The sequence below is a fragment of the Pedobacter cryoconitis genome, assembly GCF_014200595.1.
Classification (GTDB): domain Bacteria; phylum Bacteroidota; class Bacteroidia; order Sphingobacteriales; family Sphingobacteriaceae; genus Pedobacter; species Pedobacter cryoconitis_C.
In genome coordinates, this window is the sequence record NZ_JACHCG010000002.1 from 303552 (window position 1) to 321177 (window position 17626).

General features: G+C 39.3%; 14 protein-coding genes and 1 tRNA gene. 13 read left to right on the forward strand and 2 right to left on the reverse strand.

Annotated elements, in window-relative coordinates:
* The first annotated feature begins 12 nt into the window (after positions 1-12).
* The 3 genes from HDE70_RS15245 to HDE70_RS15255 all read left to right on the forward strand — a co-directional run bounded on the left by HDE70_RS15245 (position 13) and on the right by HDE70_RS15255 (position 1683).
* A complete protein-coding gene (locus HDE70_RS15245) occupies positions 13-663 on the forward strand; it encodes a LolA family protein (RefSeq protein ID WP_183867992.1) in 651 nt (216 codons plus the stop codon).
* Between the two features lie 117 nt (positions 664-780).
* Complete coding sequence (locus HDE70_RS15250) at positions 781-1542, forward strand: MBL fold metallo-hydrolase (protein ID WP_183867993.1); 762 nt, start codon at positions 781-783, stop codon at positions 1540-1542.
* 57 nt (positions 1543-1599) lie between these two features.
* Positions 1600-1683, forward strand: a tRNA-Leu gene (locus tag HDE70_RS15255).
* 66 nt (positions 1684-1749) lie between these two features.
* Here the strand turns inward: HDE70_RS15255 and HDE70_RS15260 are convergent.
* Complete coding sequence (locus tag HDE70_RS15260) at positions 1750-2115, reverse strand: MazG-like protein (protein WP_260160909.1); 366 nt, start codon at positions 2113-2115, stop codon at positions 1750-1752.
* A gap of 101 nt (positions 2116-2216) precedes the next feature.
* On the opposite strand from HDE70_RS15260, the gene HDE70_RS15265 reads away from it, so the two are divergent.
* The 3 genes from HDE70_RS15265 (at position 2217) to HDE70_RS15275 (ending at position 5512) form a co-directional block, all read left to right on the forward strand.
* A complete protein-coding gene (locus tag HDE70_RS15265; RefSeq protein WP_183891143.1) occupies positions 2217-3065 on the forward strand; it encodes a sugar phosphate isomerase/epimerase family protein in 849 nt (282 codons plus the stop codon).
* Between the two features lie 119 nt (positions 3066-3184).
* Positions 3185-4777, forward strand: coding sequence for an ABC-F family ATP-binding cassette domain-containing protein (locus HDE70_RS15270; protein ID WP_183891144.1), 1593 nt, complete (start codon positions 3185-3187; stop codon positions 4775-4777).
* A 24-nt stretch (positions 4778-4801) separates the two neighbouring features.
* Entirely contained in the window at positions 4802-5512 is a 711-nt protein-coding gene (locus HDE70_RS15275; RefSeq protein ID WP_183891145.1) for a hypothetical protein, read from the forward strand.
* A 76-nt stretch (positions 5513-5588) separates the two neighbouring features.
* Here the strand turns inward: HDE70_RS15275 and HDE70_RS15280 are convergent, their stop codons facing one another.
* A complete protein-coding gene (locus HDE70_RS15280) occupies positions 5589-5825 on the reverse strand; it encodes a hypothetical protein (RefSeq protein ID WP_183867999.1) in 237 nt (78 codons plus the stop codon).
* Between the two features lie 247 nt (positions 5826-6072).
* On the opposite strand from HDE70_RS15280, the gene HDE70_RS15285 reads away from it, so the two are divergent.
* The 7 genes from HDE70_RS15285 (at position 6073) to HDE70_RS15315 (ending at position 17624) form a co-directional block, all read left to right on the forward strand.
* Positions 6073-6273 (forward strand): hypothetical protein, encoded by a 201-nt coding sequence (locus tag HDE70_RS15285; protein ID WP_183868000.1) that lies wholly within the window; start codon positions 6073-6075, stop codon positions 6271-6273.
* A gap of 203 nt (positions 6274-6476) precedes the next feature.
* Positions 6477-9476 (forward strand): SusC/RagA family TonB-linked outer membrane protein, encoded by a 3000-nt coding sequence (locus HDE70_RS15290; protein ID WP_183891146.1) that lies wholly within the window; start codon positions 6477-6479, stop codon positions 9474-9476.
* Positions 9477-9488: 12 nt separating this feature from the next.
* Positions 9489-11087, forward strand: a complete 1599-nt coding sequence (locus tag HDE70_RS15295; protein ID WP_183868002.1) for a RagB/SusD family nutrient uptake outer membrane protein — start codon at positions 9489-9491, stop codon at positions 11085-11087.
* A 47-nt stretch (positions 11088-11134) separates the two neighbouring features.
* Positions 11135-12196, forward strand: a complete 1062-nt coding sequence (locus HDE70_RS15300) for a phosphatidylinositol-specific phospholipase C1-like protein (RefSeq protein WP_183868003.1) — start codon at positions 11135-11137, stop codon at positions 12194-12196.
* A gap of 132 nt (positions 12197-12328) precedes the next feature.
* Positions 12329-12907, forward strand: coding sequence for an RNA polymerase sigma factor (locus HDE70_RS15305; RefSeq protein WP_183891147.1), 579 nt, complete (start codon positions 12329-12331; stop codon positions 12905-12907).
* A gap of 71 nt (positions 12908-12978) precedes the next feature.
* Positions 12979-14109, forward strand: coding sequence for a FecR family protein (locus HDE70_RS15310; RefSeq protein ID WP_183891148.1), 1131 nt, complete (start codon positions 12979-12981; stop codon positions 14107-14109).
* 284 nt (positions 14110-14393) lie between these two features.
* Positions 14394-17624, forward strand: coding sequence for a SusC/RagA family TonB-linked outer membrane protein (locus HDE70_RS15315; protein WP_183891149.1), 3231 nt, complete (start codon positions 14394-14396; stop codon positions 17622-17624).
* Positions 17625-17626: the final 2 nt, after the last annotated feature.

The following is a 17626-nucleotide window of genomic DNA, read 5'->3' on the forward strand; positions in this document are numbered from 1 at the left end:
TTAGAAGAGCAGATGAAGAAGATATTAGGTGCGTTACTGATTTTATCAGGAATAAGTTTTGGTAGTTATGCTCAGCAGGATGTTAAAGCAAAGGCCATTTTAGCAGATGTAAGCAAGAAATATAAATCTTATGATATTGTAAAGGCAGATTTTAGTTTTACGCTGGAGAGCCCTCAGAATAAGGCAAAAGAAACTCAGCAGGGGACTTTGATTGCGAAAGCTGCTGCTAATAAATATAAAGTGATCATGACTGATCAGGATATGATCAGTGATGGTAAAAGCCAGTGGACTTATCTGAAAAAAGATAAGGAAGTACAGGTTTCTGTTGCGGATAATAGCAGTGATGCATTAAACCCTGCAAAGGTGTTTACTTTGTATGAAAAGGGGTTTAAATATCTTTATACTGGCGATCAGAAGGTAGGGGCAAAGGTTTATCAAATGATAGATTTATCGCCTGTAGATTCAAAGACTTCTTATTTTAAAATCCGGTTGAGCATTGATAAAGTAGCTAAGCAACTGTCTAATGTTTTAATTCTGGACAAGAACGGTAATAAATATACGTATACCATAAAATCGTTTATGGGCAATGCGAAAGTTCCGGAATCGACATTTACGTTTGATGCGAGGAAATATCCTGGTGTTGAAGTAGTTGATTTGCGGTAATTATACTTTAAGGTAAATGAGGGTTCGGACTAAGTGTCTGAACCCTTTTTTTTGTTATTTTTGAACTACATTAGAATCTGTTTTAAATTTAGACAGGATCATATAAACCAGCTGCTTTTGAAAATTACATTTTTAGGTACTGGCACTTCCCAGGGAATTCCTGTGATTTGCTGCAATTGTGAAGTCTGCCACTCTGATGATCCAAGGGACAATCGGTTGAGGGTATCTGTATTGATAGAAACGGGCGACAAGACGATTGTAATAGATAGCGGGCCTGATTTCAGGTACCAGATGCTGCGTGCTGGTGTAAAGGATCTGGATGCGATTGTGTATACGCATGAACATAAGGACCATGTAGCAGGTTTGGATGATATTCGCCCTTTCAATTATCTGTTGCAGAAGAATATTGATATTTACGCGACGGAAAGAGTTCAGGATGCTTTAAAAAGGGAGTTCTCTTATATTTTCGCGGAAAAGGTTTATCCGGGGATCCCACAGATCAATGTACATACGATTGCTACTGAGAATTTTTATATCGGAAAAACGGAGCTGATCCCTTTACCGATTATGCATTATAAGTTGCCGATACTTGGTTTCAGGATGAATGACTTTACCTATATCACCGATGCGAAAACTATTCCGCAGGAAACAATTGCTAAAATAAAAGGAACAAAGGTGTTGGTAGTGAATGCTTTACAGCTTGAAGATCATATTTCACATTTTACTTTAGGAGAAGCGATTGCTTTTGCGAAGGAGATTGGCGCGGAGATGACTTATTTAACGCATATCAGTCATAATATGGGGAAACATGCAAATGTGGAGCAGGAATTGCCGGATAATATCAGGCTGGGGTATGACGGATTGGTTATAAATTTATAATTTTTAAAATAGTTGCTTGATTATAGCGAATAAATATATATTTGCACCTCACAAGATATCCGGGTGGCGAAATTGGCAGACGCACCACCTTGAGGGGGTGGCGCTTGAAAAGGCGTGGCAGTTCGAATCTGCTTCCGGATACAGCTCTATTATAAAAAAGGGTCTTAACAATTCGCTTGTTAAGACCCTTTTTTCATTTATATAAAATTACTGTGCTAATAAGTTTTCTGTTTTCGTCAGGAATTTCTCCGTAACCTCGTTAATGTCCATATTCATTCTTTCTGCCAGTACGGTTAACCACCAGATACATTCACCCAATTTGTGTTCCAGTTCAGGAATAGCCTGATCTCCTTTTGGCCAGCGCCCCTGCTGAGACATGGTTAACCTTCCAACCAACCCTGCATCAGTAAGGAAAGCTAATGCATCTTCTTCTACAGACCACTCACTGCCATGGTGTTGTTGTTCTAATTGATGATACTGGCTTCTGATTTTCAGTGATCTTTCTTTAATATCTTTTAATTCTGAATTTTTCATGAGTAATTTGATCTTGATCAGCCAAGTTAGTTCATCCATTTCAGTTCTGCTAATATGCTTGTTAATAAGGTGCTTCTTATATAAATTACTAAAAATATCTTAGCTTGCTGCTGATTAACCTTATAACAGAAATAGATAATATGATAAAATTTGGTGCATCTTTATTATCATGGATCTTACCAGAGTGGAAGGCCGCAGAAGGAGCTTATGCGATTCAAAAAACCGCAGCAGCAGGATTTGATATACTGGAGATCTTATTGCCTCCTTCGATGGATATTGATACCGCAACTGTACGTAAACAGTTACAGGAACACCATATTCAGGCAATCTGCTCATTTAATCTTCCTGCCAATTGTCACATTCCTTTTTATCCGGACCAAGCGTATGAAGCTATCAAATCAGCACTTGATAAAGCCGCAGAACTGGAATCCGCGATCCTTGCAGGCGTGCTGCATAGTGCCATTGGTGTTTTTTCAGGTTCAGTGAAGACTGCTCAGGAAAATGAAACTCTTGTACAAGTATTAAACTTATCTGCCGGTTATGCCAGTCGTTTGGGGATAACGATGTGCCTGGAACCTATTAACCGTTATGAAAGTTATATATGCACGTGTGCTGCTGATGTGCTGGATTTAATTGAACAGGTTGGTTCGCCTGCGCTGGCACTTCATCTGGATACTTTTCACATGAATATCGAAGAAGACAACTTTCGGGATCCGGTGATTTATAGCAGCGGGCATTTAAAACATATGCACATCACAGAAAGTAACCGGGGTATGCCAGGGGAAGGAAATGTAAGCTGGGATGAGCTCTTTGAAGCCCTTGCAAAAATTAACTATGATGGAGCACTTGTATTAGAAAACTTTTCATCATCTATTGATGGGATGGCAGAGCGTGTCAATCTATGGCATCCTTCCAAACATAATGCACAGGATCTGGCCGAAGGCAGTCTGGCTTTTATCAAACAAAAGGCTTTAGCTTATGGGTTGTAAAATTTTCTTACCTTTGTCTTTATAATTAATACATCCACTATGTAGGAGCTAATTTCTTTCGGAACAAAACAGGCCTGACTTCAGGTTTCTGTAATTATTCATTTTTATAGAAAGGAATTATGATTATTCTTCAAGGCGCATCCTATGCGCATCCAAACAGGGATATATTATTCTCTGCACTCAACCTCATTGTAAATAAACACGATAAAGTTGCACTGATTGGCAATAATGGAGTCGGTAAATCTACGCTTCTAAAAATCCTGGCTGGAAAATTACCTCTTGCTCAAGGATTAATAAAGACTGATTCGAAGCCTTATTATATGCCTCAAATATTTGGTCAGTTCAACGCATATACCGTTGCTCAGGCCCTTCAGGTCGCAGATAAACTAAATGCACTCCGGGAAATTCTTGATGGGAAGGCAAATGATACAAACCTGACTTTGCTTGACGATGACTGGGCAATTGAAGAACGCTGCGAAGAAGCGCTTGCACATTGGAAGCTTGATGGTCTGGAGCTTACTCAAAAGATGGAAACACTAAGTGGTGGACAGAAGACACGGGTGTTTCTTGCTGGCATCAGTATTCATCGTCCTGAGATAGTTTTATTAGATGAGCCCAGCAATCACCTGGATACTTTAAGCAGGGAAATATTATATGCTTATATCAAGTCGGCCAAAAATACTTTAATGCTGGTTAGTCATGACAGAACACTATTAAACCTCCTGAGTTCAGTCTATGAGTTGAGTAATCATGGCATAGCTGTGTATGGTGGTAACTATGATTTTTACGCAGCACAGAAATTGATAGAGAGTGAAGCTTTGGTGCAGGAGCTTAGCAATAAGGAAAAGGCGCTTCGTAAGGCGAAGGAAACAGCAAAAGATACTTTAGAACGACAGCAAAAACTGGATGCCAGGGGAAAGAAAAAGCAGGAGAAAGCTGGGGTGCCAACTATCGCTATGAATACGCTTAGAAATAATGCAGAGAAAAGTACATCCAGAATAAAAGGAGCCCATATTGAAAAAATAGGTTTTATTGCTAAGGAGCTTAGCCAGTTGCGGGCGGCGCTGCCCGGTATAGATCAAATGAAGATTGGGTTTGATAATTCGACGCTTCACCAGGGGAAGATATTAATTACTGCAAAAGATATCAATTTTGGGTACAGTGATCAATTGATCTGGAAACAACCCCTGAATTTCCAGATCAGTAGTGGTGAACGTATTACGCTAAAAGGGCTGAATGGTTCTGGTAAGACTACTTTAATAAAAATGATATTGGCGGAGCTTCAGCCTGTATCAGGAAGTATACAAAGTGCTCACGTTAAAACTATTTATATTGATCAGGATTATTCATTAATTGATCATAAACTCAGTGTATATCAGCAGGCAGAACAATACAACGCTGGTGAATTACAGGAGCATGAAATAAAGATCCGTTTAAACCGGTTTTTGTTTACAAAAGAATATTGGGACAAGCCTTGTGAGGCATTAAGTGGCGGAGAAAAGATGAGGTTGATGCTCTGTTCTTTAACGATTAGTAAGCAATCACCGGATATGATTATTCTGGATGAGCCAACAAACAATCTGGACATACAGAATATTGAGATTTTAACTAATGCGGTTAATGAATATAAAGGGACGTTACTGGTCGTATCTCATGATACTTGTTTTTTGAAACAAATCAATATAGAACGGTCCGTTGTTTTGGATGATTAATAGAAATAAATATTAGCTTGCGATATGGAACTACATCCGGAACTTAAAAAATTTATAGAGAAGAAAATAGAACCAGACAACCTTTACCTTCCGCAGAATTATCCTGAAGTCAAAACTTTTGAGAAATTTCAACAGGGGTATAAATACATTGAAGGTACTGGTGAGATTTTAACTGGCACAAAGCCTTCGGATTTTAAAGAAAGCTGGTATGTAATCTGTTCTAATGATATGAATGATCCTTTTTTTGTGGATTTATCTGAGCAGGATCAGGGTTTTCCAGTCTATTTTTCATGGCATGGTGCGGGAAGCTGGGAACTGGTTAAAGTTGCTGAGGATTTAAAAGATTTCACAGCAAAATTGTTGAGCATACAAAAAGTTGATCAGGATAAAGCTGAATTACTTCGGCTATTGGAGACTAAATTTGATTTGACTATTGAGTTGTGGAAGGAAATGTATGCATCAATTGAAGAAGAAGAGAAAGATGATCATGTTGAGGATGCAGATCTTTCAGAATGGATCAGCGGAAAAGTTGTAATCAGAGATATTGGTCAGCAGAAGATGAAAATTGTACATTATTTGAAAGAGCATTTTAAATTAACCCCACAACAGGCTTTAGCCTTAAGTAAACAAAAGGATATTGAAGTTGATCAGGGCCATCTGCTCTATCTCAAAGGGCTTGTTAACTATCTGAAGGAACTCGGTGCAACAGCTGAATTTGTTCCGGATAAAAAATAACTTATAAAAGGCAAATTGCCGGTAAAAACTGAATGCAGGCTTACCAGCCTGCATTCAGTTTTGTAATCATCTTAAATTACTGGTTTTGAGGTGGCCTCATTGTTGTATCTGGTCTTGGATCAGTTCTTTTTAGCGTGTCATTTTTTGCAGGCCATCCCTTTTTCTTTGTAGACTTCTTTGCCGGAGACTTTTTCTCCATGCGTTTCTTTGTCGTATCCTGTTTTTGCCTTGTTGTATCCTGGTAAGGCATTTCAATTGCAAATGTTGTGAAGCAGAATGTGCTGAACAACATCATCATTACTAATTTTTTCATGGTTTAAAATTTAAGTGAATGTTTTGATTTACAGTGGCTTAAACAAAGGATAATAGCATTAGTTTTATAATTTTAGAAATCGGGTAAAAAGCTTTCTTACTGATAGGGAAATTTGTCGTTTTTTAGCACTTCACGTAATTATATCTATAGTTGCCGTAATAATATAAACCCGTTGACATTATTGAATTACTTTTCATCTGTAGAGCTGAAAAGCTTATTTAACCTTAAACTTATATTATCACATACCATGGGCGCAAACAATGATTTATTTCTCGATATAGTGGAATTCAATGCAAAGTCAGGATTTGTCTCAGACGAACTTGATTTATTGACAAGTGAACAAACCGGTGGTTTGTCAATGGAATATATAACAAATCTGCTAAAATGCAGGATTCTTGAGCAGCAGTTAGATGAGCTAAAAGGTTTATTGAGTAAGCATAATTCTTAGGCTTAAAGAACCTGTTTACTTCATAATTTCCTCATTCTCTTAAATATTTATCTGACTTTATTAATACTTAAAAGTTATTCATATGTTATCATAATAATAACATCTTATGATTGTTCTTAACAATTTAATAACTTCAAAGTATATCCGTATTAAACTGAGAGCTACATCTTTGGCGGAATTTTAAAGCTTAGATAAAACCATTTATGAGAAAAAACTACAAATTAATTTTCGTGGTTACCCATTCTTTTCAGCAAAAGATATTTTTGCTGTTATTAATGCTGGCCATCTCAGTCTGTACTTATGCACAACAACAGACCAGAGTTATTAAAGGAAAAGTAGCCGATGAAAACAATGGCGCTTTACCTGGCGTCACGGTCAGGGTTAAAGGAACTAAATCAGCTACCTCTACTAACCAGGACGGTAATTTTATTATACAAGTAAGCAGCCCGCAGGACATTCTTGTATTTAACATGCTGGGAACCCTTACTAAAGAAGTAACTGTTGGTAGTAATCCAAACTTAAACATTACACTCGTTACCGATAGCAAGCAGCTACAAGATGTAGTTGTGATTGGTTATGGCACTTCAAGCAAAAAGGATTTAACAGGAGCAGTAACTTCTGTAAATTCCGAAGAATTTAATCAGGGGGTAATGACTAGTCCTGCGCAATTACTGCAAGGTAAGGTAGCCGGATTAAATGTCACTAAAAGCGGTGACCCGAATGCAAAGCCATCTACTATATTAAGAGGGCCTTCTACTTTACGTGAGGGAGCTGCGCAAGAGCCATTTTATGTAATCGATGGTGTTCCAGGCGCATCGATCGATTTGTTAGCCCCTGCTGATATAGAAAGTATAGACATTTTAAAAGATGCTTCTTCTACGGCTATTTACGGTTCAAGAGCTGCAAACGGAGTAATTATTGTTACGACCAAAAGATCCAAAGGAGGGCAATCCAGACTTTCTTATAGTGGGTATGGGGCAGTGGAAAGTGTATCTAAGAAATATGATATGCTGAGCGGGCCAGAATTACGTCAGTATTTGAAAGACAATAAGCAAACGTTAAACCCGATTGATGATGATGGATCTGATACCAACTGGCAAAAATTGCTGGAAAGAACTGGTTATTCACAAAATCATAACTTGTCTTATGGCGGTTCTGGTGCATCTTCCGAATACGGTGCAAGTGTCAATTATTTCGACAACCAGGGAATCCTGAAAAACACATCTTTAAAAAGAACGATTGTCCGTGCTTATGTAAATCAGCGTTTCTTTAATGACAGGCTGAAATTAGGTCTGACGATCACCAACAGTGCTACTACTGGTAATGATATTTATCAAACTCAGGCACTTTCCAACATGTTGTTCTATTTACCTACAGTAAGCCCCTTCAATGCGGACGGAACTTATAAAGAAAACTATGACAGAACGGGTAGCGGAACAAGAAACCCACTTTCAATTGTAGACAATAACAGTATCAAAAATGTGAACAATAAAACCCTGATCAATGGGATGGCACAAGTGAACATCTTATCAGGTTTGAAATTTACAGCAAGTTTATCTACACAAAAAGATCAGAATAATGCAAGCTCTTATTTAAACAGTCAGTCTGGACTTGCCAGAGGAGTAAACGGACAGGCTATCAAAGCAGATGTACTGAATAAATCTGAAGTGATAGAAGGATACTTTAACTATGATAAAATATTTGGTCAGCATAGTTTGAAATTACTGGCTGGTTATTCGTGGCAAGAAGACCGGACTAATGATGGTTTCGGTGTAACTACACAAGGGTTCTCGAATGATAACCTGGGCGCAAACAATATCTTTTTATCTAACCCATCCTTACTTTCGCAAATTACATTTGCCAATTCGCCAATTTCTACTTTGAGACTAATCTCATTTTACGGAAGAGCACAGTATAGCTATAAAGATAAATACCTGTTTCAGGCCTCTTTGAGAAAAGACGGTTCTTCTGCTTTCGGTATCAATAGCCGTTGGGGATTATTTCCTGCGGTATCTGCCGGATGGAGAATTATTGGAGAAGATTTTATGAAAAGTGTACCTGTGATCAGTGATCTGAAATTAAGAGCTGGTTATGGTAAATCAGGAAATAGTCTTGGTTTTGATGCGTTCTCTGCTTTATTGGTTTATGGAACACCTGCAACCAGCAGTAAATACCTGAATAATGGAGTGATCAGCAATGCAATTGGCCCGGTAAGAAATGAGAACCCGGATTTGAAATGGGAAAGTACTGCAACTACCAATATAGGTTTGGATTTTGGTTTATTTGGGAACAGAGTAACAGGTTCAGTAGATTACTATATCAAAAAAACGTCTGATCTGATCTATTCTGAATATGCCGTTTCTACCACTCAATTTTTCCTGCCTACCATTACCGCCAATGTGGGTAAAATCAAAAATACAGGTATCGAATTATCATTAAATGCATTGGTTGTAAAGACAAAGGATTTTAGCTGGAACACTTCCCCAAATATTGCCCACAATAAAAACGTAGTGGAAACCCTGTCAGATGATTTCTACAAAATCTCTTATATACAGACCGCAGTATTAGGTGGTAAAGGACAATCGGGAAATTATAGTCAGATTATACAACCTGGTGAGGCATTGGGAACTTTCAAACTTTGGAACTATGCAGGTAAGAATGACGCAGGGGTAAGTACTTATGTCAATGCAGCCGGACAAACGATTTCCACTCAGCCTTTAACATCTGATGCCAAGATTGCAGGCAATGCGCAGCCAAAATATATCTATGGCTGGGGCAACAGTTTTACCTATAAAAAATTGGATTTCAGTTTCCTTGTACGTGGTGTATTGGGCAATAAGATCTTAAACGCTACTGCGGCTGGTTTGAATACACCTGCTGATGCTAAATTACAGAACATTCCAAGATCTACATTAGGTGAATCATTCAATGATGGAAATGCTTACCTGATTTCTGACCGTTATCTGGAAAGTGGTTCTTATTTACGTTTGGATAATGCTACGCTAGGTTATACTATCAAACCAAAAGTACAGACAATTAAAGCGATCAGACTTTATGTGACGGCAAACAACTTATTTGTAATTACCAAATACACTGGACTTGACCCTGAGATTAACATCGGAGGTTTAACACCTGGTATTGATAATAACAACTATTACCCTAAGACCCGCACCTTCAGTCTCGGTATTAACGCATCATTCTAATTTCAACGAACAATGAAAAAGATATTTTTATTAACGACGGCATTTGCTGCCATGTTAGCCACTGTATCCTGCACAAAACTGGATGTAAAAGTGGAATCTCAATATGTAAAAGATAACTTTCCTACTACTGACGCTGATTACGCGGCTTTGTATGGAACGATGTATTCAAACCTTTCTTCTCAATTTGGGGTACCTTATTTCAGAATGCAGGAAATGTCAACTGACGCTGCAATCTTACCGGCAAGAGACGGGAATTTTGATGATGGCGGGCAATATAGACAGTTACATTACCATACCTGGACATTTGATCATCCTAACGTGAAAACAATCTGGGAATGGGGATTTGGAGGGATTAACAATTGTAACCGCTTAATTTCTGTGACCAATGCCTCTTCTGTATCTGATGCGAAAAAAGCTTCCGGAGTAACAGAAATAAAAACCATGAGGGCATTGTACTACTTTTTAATGATGGATCTTTATGGTAATATCCCTATCATCGATAAGTTTCCGGTAGAAGCGGGTGCTTTGCCTGGTACAACGAGCAGAGATAAAGTATTCGAATTTATCGAGAAAGAATTGCTGGCGGTTATTCCTGGTTTACCTCAGAAAACAGGAGCGAATCAGAAGTTGCTTTATGGAAAACCAACACGTGGAACAGCTTTCGCTTTGCTGGCTAAAATGTATCTGAATTCACAGGTTTACACTGGGAAACCTAGATATGCGGATGCTGTAGCGATGGCAGATAGTGTCATGAAAAATACAACTTATCAGCTGGACCCTAAGTATTCTGATATTTTTGATGTCAACAACGGCCCTCAAATCACGGAAACAATATTTGCTATTCCTTATGATCAGCAGATTCCGGGTAACCAGATGACCAGGTTCGGATTCTATCCTGCACTGGCAGCTGCTTACGGGATACCGGGAGTAGGTTTTAGTATCTCTATGAGTACAACACCAGAATATTATGACCGCTTTAATCTGGCGAATGATATCAGAAAAAGTTTTTGGTTGGTTGGGCCCCAATTTGCACCAGATGCAAACAGAAAACCTGACTTGACAAAGCCAGTATATATTGCAGGTACGACACAACAAATTGTATTGACACGTGATCTGATCCTTAAACCAGGTAAACCAATGGATGTGGGAAATACCGTAGCTGATCAGGCGAAAGGAATCCGTTCAGTTAAATACTGGCCGGACGTGAATGCGATACAAGCTACACGTTTGAACGGTAATGACATGCCTTTTTTACGTTTAGCAGATGTCATGCTGATGAAAGCAGAAGCTATTTTGCGTGGTGCTTCGCCAACGGCAGTGAATGGAGAAATGCAGACACCACTTATCTTAGTGAATAAAATCAGGGCAAGAGCAGGTGCAGAAGCAGCAACAAGCGTTGATTTAGAATCCTTATTGGACGAAAGAGCAAGAGAGCTGAGCTGGGAAGCCTGGAGAAGGAATGACTTGATTCGTTATGGTTTGTTTGAAAAGGAATATCCTTTGCAAAATGATGTACTTTCGATGAATAAAGATGCTACGAGGAGACTTTATCCAATCCCTGCAACTGAACTGCAATTGAATTCTAATTTAAGACAAAATCCAGGATATTAATTCTTTTACACAGCCGGAGAAATCCGGCTGTTCTTATTTTAAGACCTATGATAAAGACGGTTTCCAGCGCATTGCTATTGTTCATATTTCCGCTATTGATACCAAAAGATGGAGATAATTTACCAATTAATAAGATCCAGGTTATCGGATCACATAACAGTTATAAGAAAGCGATTGATCCACATTTGTTCGGAATATTTAGAAAAAAAGATTCTGTATCGGCCAGCAAGATAGATTATGAACATATCGGCGTAACCCAGCAGCTTGATCTGGGATTAAGAAATCTTGAAATTGATGTGTATGCAGATGTAAAAGGAGGGAAGTACGCACATCCCCGGGGACTGGACTGGGCAAAAGATCAGGCTCCTTACGATGTAGAAAAAGAGATGGGTGCACCGGGTTTTAAAGTTTTTCATATTCAGGATCTGGATTTTAGAAGTGATTTTCTGACCTTGAAAGGTGGACTTTCGAAATTGAGAAAATGGTCGGATGCACATCCGGACCACACGCCCATATTTATCACACTGGAGGCTAAAGACGATAAAATAAAAGGAGAGGGCTTCAGTGATCCTGAACAGTTTACAGCAGAAACATTTGATCAGCTGGACAAGGCACTGCTTGATGGGCTTGGCAAGGATAAGATTATCACACCAGATGTGGTGAGAGGAAATTATAAAACATTGGAAGCCGCAGTTTCAAAAGATAACTGGCCTTTACTTTCAGCAGCAAGAGGAAAGTTCCTCTTCATTCTTGACCAGAAAGGGGAGAAAATGGAACTTTATATCAAAGGACATCCTTCACTCAAAAACAGGGTGTTATTTGTAAATGCAGCAGCTGGCAGACCTGAAGCTGGCATGATGATCATCAACAATGCCAAAGATCCAATGATCCCTCAGCTAGTTAAAAAAGGATATATTATCCGTACCCGTGCAGATTCTGATACACAGGAGGCGCGTCGCAATGACCGTTCTGCTTTTGATGCAGCATGTGCTTCAGGAGCCCAGATCATTACCACCGACTATTATTTAAAGAGTACTCATTTTAAATCTGACTATGCAGTGAGTTTTCAGGATGGTCAGTATTTCAGGGTGAACCCATTTTTCAAATGAGGTTAATGTAAGTCAATTTCAATGGTTTATCCCGGTCTTAACAATTTGATTACATGGAAAGCTTAAAGCTTTTACATAAAATTTATTTAATATTGACCGGGATCTTCCATAAAACACGGGTTGATTCTAATTATGGCCTCTTATAAAACTTTAGCTGATTACGATTTAGTTGCCCTTCTGAAGGATGGTGATAAAGCTGCTTTTACCGAAATATACAATCGATATAAGGGCTTATTGTATATCCATGCTTATAACCGGCTTAGGGATCAGCAGGAAGCGGATGATGTGGTTCATGAATTGTTTGCCGCGCTGTGGGTTAAAAAAGAACAACTGGTTTTAAAAACACATTTTTCGGGATATCTTTACCAGGCAGTCCGCAATCGCGTGATTGATATTATCTCTCACAAAAAAGTAGCCTCTTCTTACATGACCTCGCTTCAGCATTTTATAAATGAAAGCGAAGCGATCACAGACCACCGGGTCAGGGAAAATGAACTGACCGCTCTCATTGAAAAAGAAATTGGCGAATTAACGCCAAAGATGCGGGAAGTGTTTGAGTTAAGCAGAAAGGACAATCTTTCGCACCGGGAGATTGCAGTGAAGTTAGAGCTTTCTGAAAAGACAGTCAAAAAACATGTGAACAATGCGCTGAAAGTCCTCAGGAGCAAATTGGGAATCTTCGTTTATCTGCTGTACATCGCCGGTTATTAAATTATTTTCATTTTCTTTTACGCCCTGTACCTGAGCTAACCGTCTATAGTTGTAATAAGCGGTTAAAGCTCATGGACGCAAAAGAATTACTAGAGAAATATCGGTCAGGAAACTGTACAGCTGCCGAAAAGGCAATTGTAGAAACATGGTATCTGAAATTTGAACAGGAAACGGCTGATCCGCTGACCGCTGATGAATTGGAGCAGGCTACAGACCGGATCTGGGCTGGATTACCTGTTCATGAAAAACCTCAGCGTAAATTATGGCCTCGTATTGCAGGCGCTGCGGCAGTACTGCTGATGCTTTCTGCCGGTTTGTACTTTTTCAATCCTGTTACACACCAACCAGCTTCATTAGCCCAAAAAGAACATACACCACAAATTTTACCCGGAGGTAATAAGGCTACTTTAACACTGGCTAATGGCCAGGAAATCACTTTAGACGGAGCAGATAATGGTCAGCTTGCCGAACAGGCCGGAATTATTATTACGAAAACTAAAGATGGCCAGCTCGTTTATACTGTTGCTGATCAGGGAGCCCGCACTGGTGGTGAGCGCCAAACTGCGATGAACACGATTGCAACGCCTAAAGGCGGGCAATATCAAGTTAATTTACCTGATGGAACTAAAGTCTGGCTGAATGCAGCCTCATCTTTACGCTATCCTACGGTATTTACCGGCACTGAACGCCGGGTGAGTTTAACTGGTGAGGCTTATTTTGAAGTCGCAAAGGTACATCCGGCCAAATCTTTCAGTGTGAGCTCATCAACCCAGACTGTAGAAGTGTTGGGTACACATTTCAATATCAATTCTTATGCTGATGAGCAAGCTGTAAAAACCAGTTTACTGGAAGGAGCAGTTAAAGTAACTGCGCAGACAGGGACCAGCGGAAGCGTTTTCCTGAAACCCGGACAGCAAGCTGTTTTACTGGGGAATCAGCTGAATGTCAATCCTGGTGATACAGAAGAGGCGATTGCCTGGAAAAATGGAATGTTCAGCTTTAAAGATGCAGACCTGCAAACTGTAATGCGTTCGGTGGCCAGATGGTACGATGTAGAAGTAAGCTATGAAGGAAATCTTCCGGGAAGACAGTTTTCCGGAGAGATCCACCGGAATATAAACCTTTCAGAGGTACTGGATATCCTGAGCTTTTTTAAAGTGCATTTCAGAATTGACGGTAAGAAAATTACCGTGACTAAATAAAACTATAACCTGTAAATAACCAGCCAAACTCACCAAAAAACTCAAACATTATGAAAAGAAGACTACTAGCGCATTGATCATCTGAAAGGTAACTTATAAAAAAACCGCAGAAGTGTTGGAGCACAACTGCGGAATAAGCTGAGTTAACCCATCCCGGCAAAGATCCGGGAGAAACAAATTTTAGAGAATTTACTGTATTAACCCAACCTCACAAAAGTATGAATTTTTATGCTATTACCAGAGCTATGTCCAGAACATGGCTACCCCCTAAATTACTGCTCATTATGAAATTGACCACAATCTTGTTGTTTCTGGCCCTGATGCAAGCCAGTGCAAAGGGATACAGCCAGATTAGCCTGAAGGAAAAAAATGTTTCTTTAGAAAGGATTCTGGAGTCTATTAAAAAGCAAACTGGTTATGTCTTTTTTTATGATACCCATGATATCCGTGGAATCAGAATGTCTATTGATGTTAAAACGGCTTCTATAGAAACAGTTTTAAATGAATGTACCAAAGTATTGCCTTTAACTTTTAAGATCGTTGGAAATAATGTATTGCTGAAAAGAACTGACCTGGTTTTAAGCGGTAATGAAGATTATTACAAGATTACGGTGCTTAAAGGAAAAGTTTTAGATGAAAAAGGAATGCCGTTACCCGGTGTCAGCATCCAGCTGAGTGCTGAGAATTTTAAGCAGAGTGCACAAACCAATACTAGTGGAGAATATGTTTTTAACCTTTCAAAACCGGGTCAATATGTATTGACAGCAAGTTTTATAGGGTATGAGAAATATTTGGCCACTGTTGATCTTAAAAAAGATGATGTCATCAAAAACATTACTTTAACGCCATCTAATGAGGGTTTAAATGAAGTAATGGTGGTTGCCTATGGTACACAAACGAAGTCTTCTTTTACCGGATCTGCTAAAACATTAAAGTCAGATCTGATCAATGGAAGCCCCCGCGTAAGTATTCAGGAGAGCTTACAGGGAAATGTTGCCGGGTTAGTTTCTTCCAATGGTTCAGGGCAGCCTGGCGCTGTTCCTAATGTCAGGATTCGTGGTATTGGTTCTGTAAATGCTGGTAGCGGGCCTTTGTATGTCGTGGATGGAATTCCATTGGAATCTGGTCTGATCAGCAGTCTGAATAGTTTTGACGTGGAATCGGTAACGGTTTTAAAAGATGCGTCTGCTGCTTCTATTTACGGATCAAGGGCTGCAAATGGAGTGATCCTGATTACTACAAAAAGTGGAGTGGCAGGAAAGACGGTGATTAATGCTTCGGCACAGTTCGGTGCGAATAATGTAACGAACATCAAAGGGCATCAATCTTTAAATACACAAGAAATGCTGGAACTCTTAAAAGAGGGTTGGGTAAATAAAGGAAATGATGCTGCTCTTTTTGATAAAGCACTGGTTGATAACGCTGTTGATCCTAACGTAAATACAGATTGGTTTGACCTGCTTACCCGCACAGGAACTTATAATCAATACGATCTTTCTGCAAGTGGCGGAACAGAAAAAACTAAGTTTTATGTTTCCGGAAGTCATTATGTAGCGAAAGCCCCATTGCTTGGCAGTGAGTTTTCCCGCAGTACGGCTAATTTAAAATTAAGTAACCAGGCTACAGAAAATCTTTCTTTTGTTGGTGGGTTGCAAGTCAATTACCGTAAAAACCAAACACAGGCAGATGGCAGTACATTTGGAAATCCAGTACGGATGTATTCTATTTATCAACCTTGGTTAAAGGCTTATAATGATGATGGTACTTATGATTTTAGTTATTTTAACAGGTATAATCCGGTAGCTCAGGTTAAAGAAAGCTTCAGCAGAAGTAATTCTTATGGAATGCTGGGTAATTTTCTGGCTAAATACCAATTGTTACCGTCGTTATCCATAGAGAATCAGTCGAATATCAATTTTGTTTATGAAGAAACAACCGATTACAATAAATCCGGAGTAGGTACTTCCCGTACAGATGGGGGCAGGGCTACAGCTGGTACCGGACGTTCTTCGAACTGGGTAAATACGACTATTTTACGTTTCAATAAAACACTGGGCGATTTTGGCCTTAAAACTTATGTAGGTTATGAAGCTCAGAAGGTAAATGAAGTTGGTAACAGTATAACCAAACGTAATTTCCTGCCAAATACTTATACATTGGACAATGCTTCGATATTAGTTAGCGGAGGTTCAAATGCGACTTCAAATGCACTTAACTCCGCATTTTTTAATGCATCCTTTGATTATAAATCAAAATATTACCTGAGTGCTTCTGTACGCCGGGATGGTTCTTCCAGATTTGGTTCTGATAACAGGTATGGTAATTTCTGGTCGCTGGGTGGTTCATGGAACATCAGCCGTGAACATTTTATGGAAGGACAGGATGTGATTTCTGACCTTAAGTTACGTACAAGTTACGGGGTAAATGGAAATCAGGACATTGGTAATTTCGTTTCCAGAGCATTATACAAAAGCTCTGATTATGACAATGCACCGGGTCTGGAGTTCTCCAATTATGGAAATAACCGGCTGACCTGGGAGAAAAATAAGCCATTTAACATCGGATTGGACTTCGGAATCCTTAAAAACCGGTTAACTGGTACTGTAGAATATTATACACGTACTACATCAGACCTATTGTTAAGCAGACCTATTTCAGCAACCAACGGTTTAACGAGTTATACCGATAATATTGGTGCAATGAAAAACAGTGGATTGGAATTAGAGCTGAACAGTATCAACGTGAAGTCTGAAAGTGACGGTTTCGGCTGGACAACTAATTTCAATATCTCTACCATGAACAATAAGATCACGGCTTTAAACAGCCCGATTGTTTCCGGTAATTATAATCGTTTTGTTGGAGGTGATTTTTACCAGTTGTATATGGTAGGTTATGCTGGTGCAGATCCTGCAAATGGAGAAGCACTTTGGTATACAGATGGGACCAAATCACAAACCACTAATAACTATGGTTCTGCAACCCAGTTTAACCAGGGAAGTGCTTTACCAAAGGTTTTTGGTGGATTAACCAATACATTCACTTATAAAGGTTTCTCTCTGAGCTTCCAGTTGTACTTTAATTTTGGAAACAAAGTTTATGACAATTACGGAGCGACAAGCTTTTCTGACGGATCAGGTGGTTTCACACCGACTACAAGGATGACACGTTATACTTATGAGCACAGGTGGCGTAATCCGGGTGATATCACTGATCAGCCTAAAATTGTATTTACAGGAACACAGTCCGGGGCTTCCAGTCAGGGTTCTTCCCGTTTTCTTTACAATGGTGATTATATCCGCCTGCGTGATGTTTCTCTGGGTTACCAGTTACCGGCTAAATGGATCAGATCTATTAATCTGGCTAGTGCAAAGGTTTATTTCAGAGCGAATAACCTGTTCACTTATATCAAAGACAAGCGCATCAGTTTCGACCCGGAGGTAGGGATCGATGGTCTTGCAGACAAAAATGTTCCTATTTATAAAACTGCTCTGTTGGGCATTGATCTTAAATTCTAAGC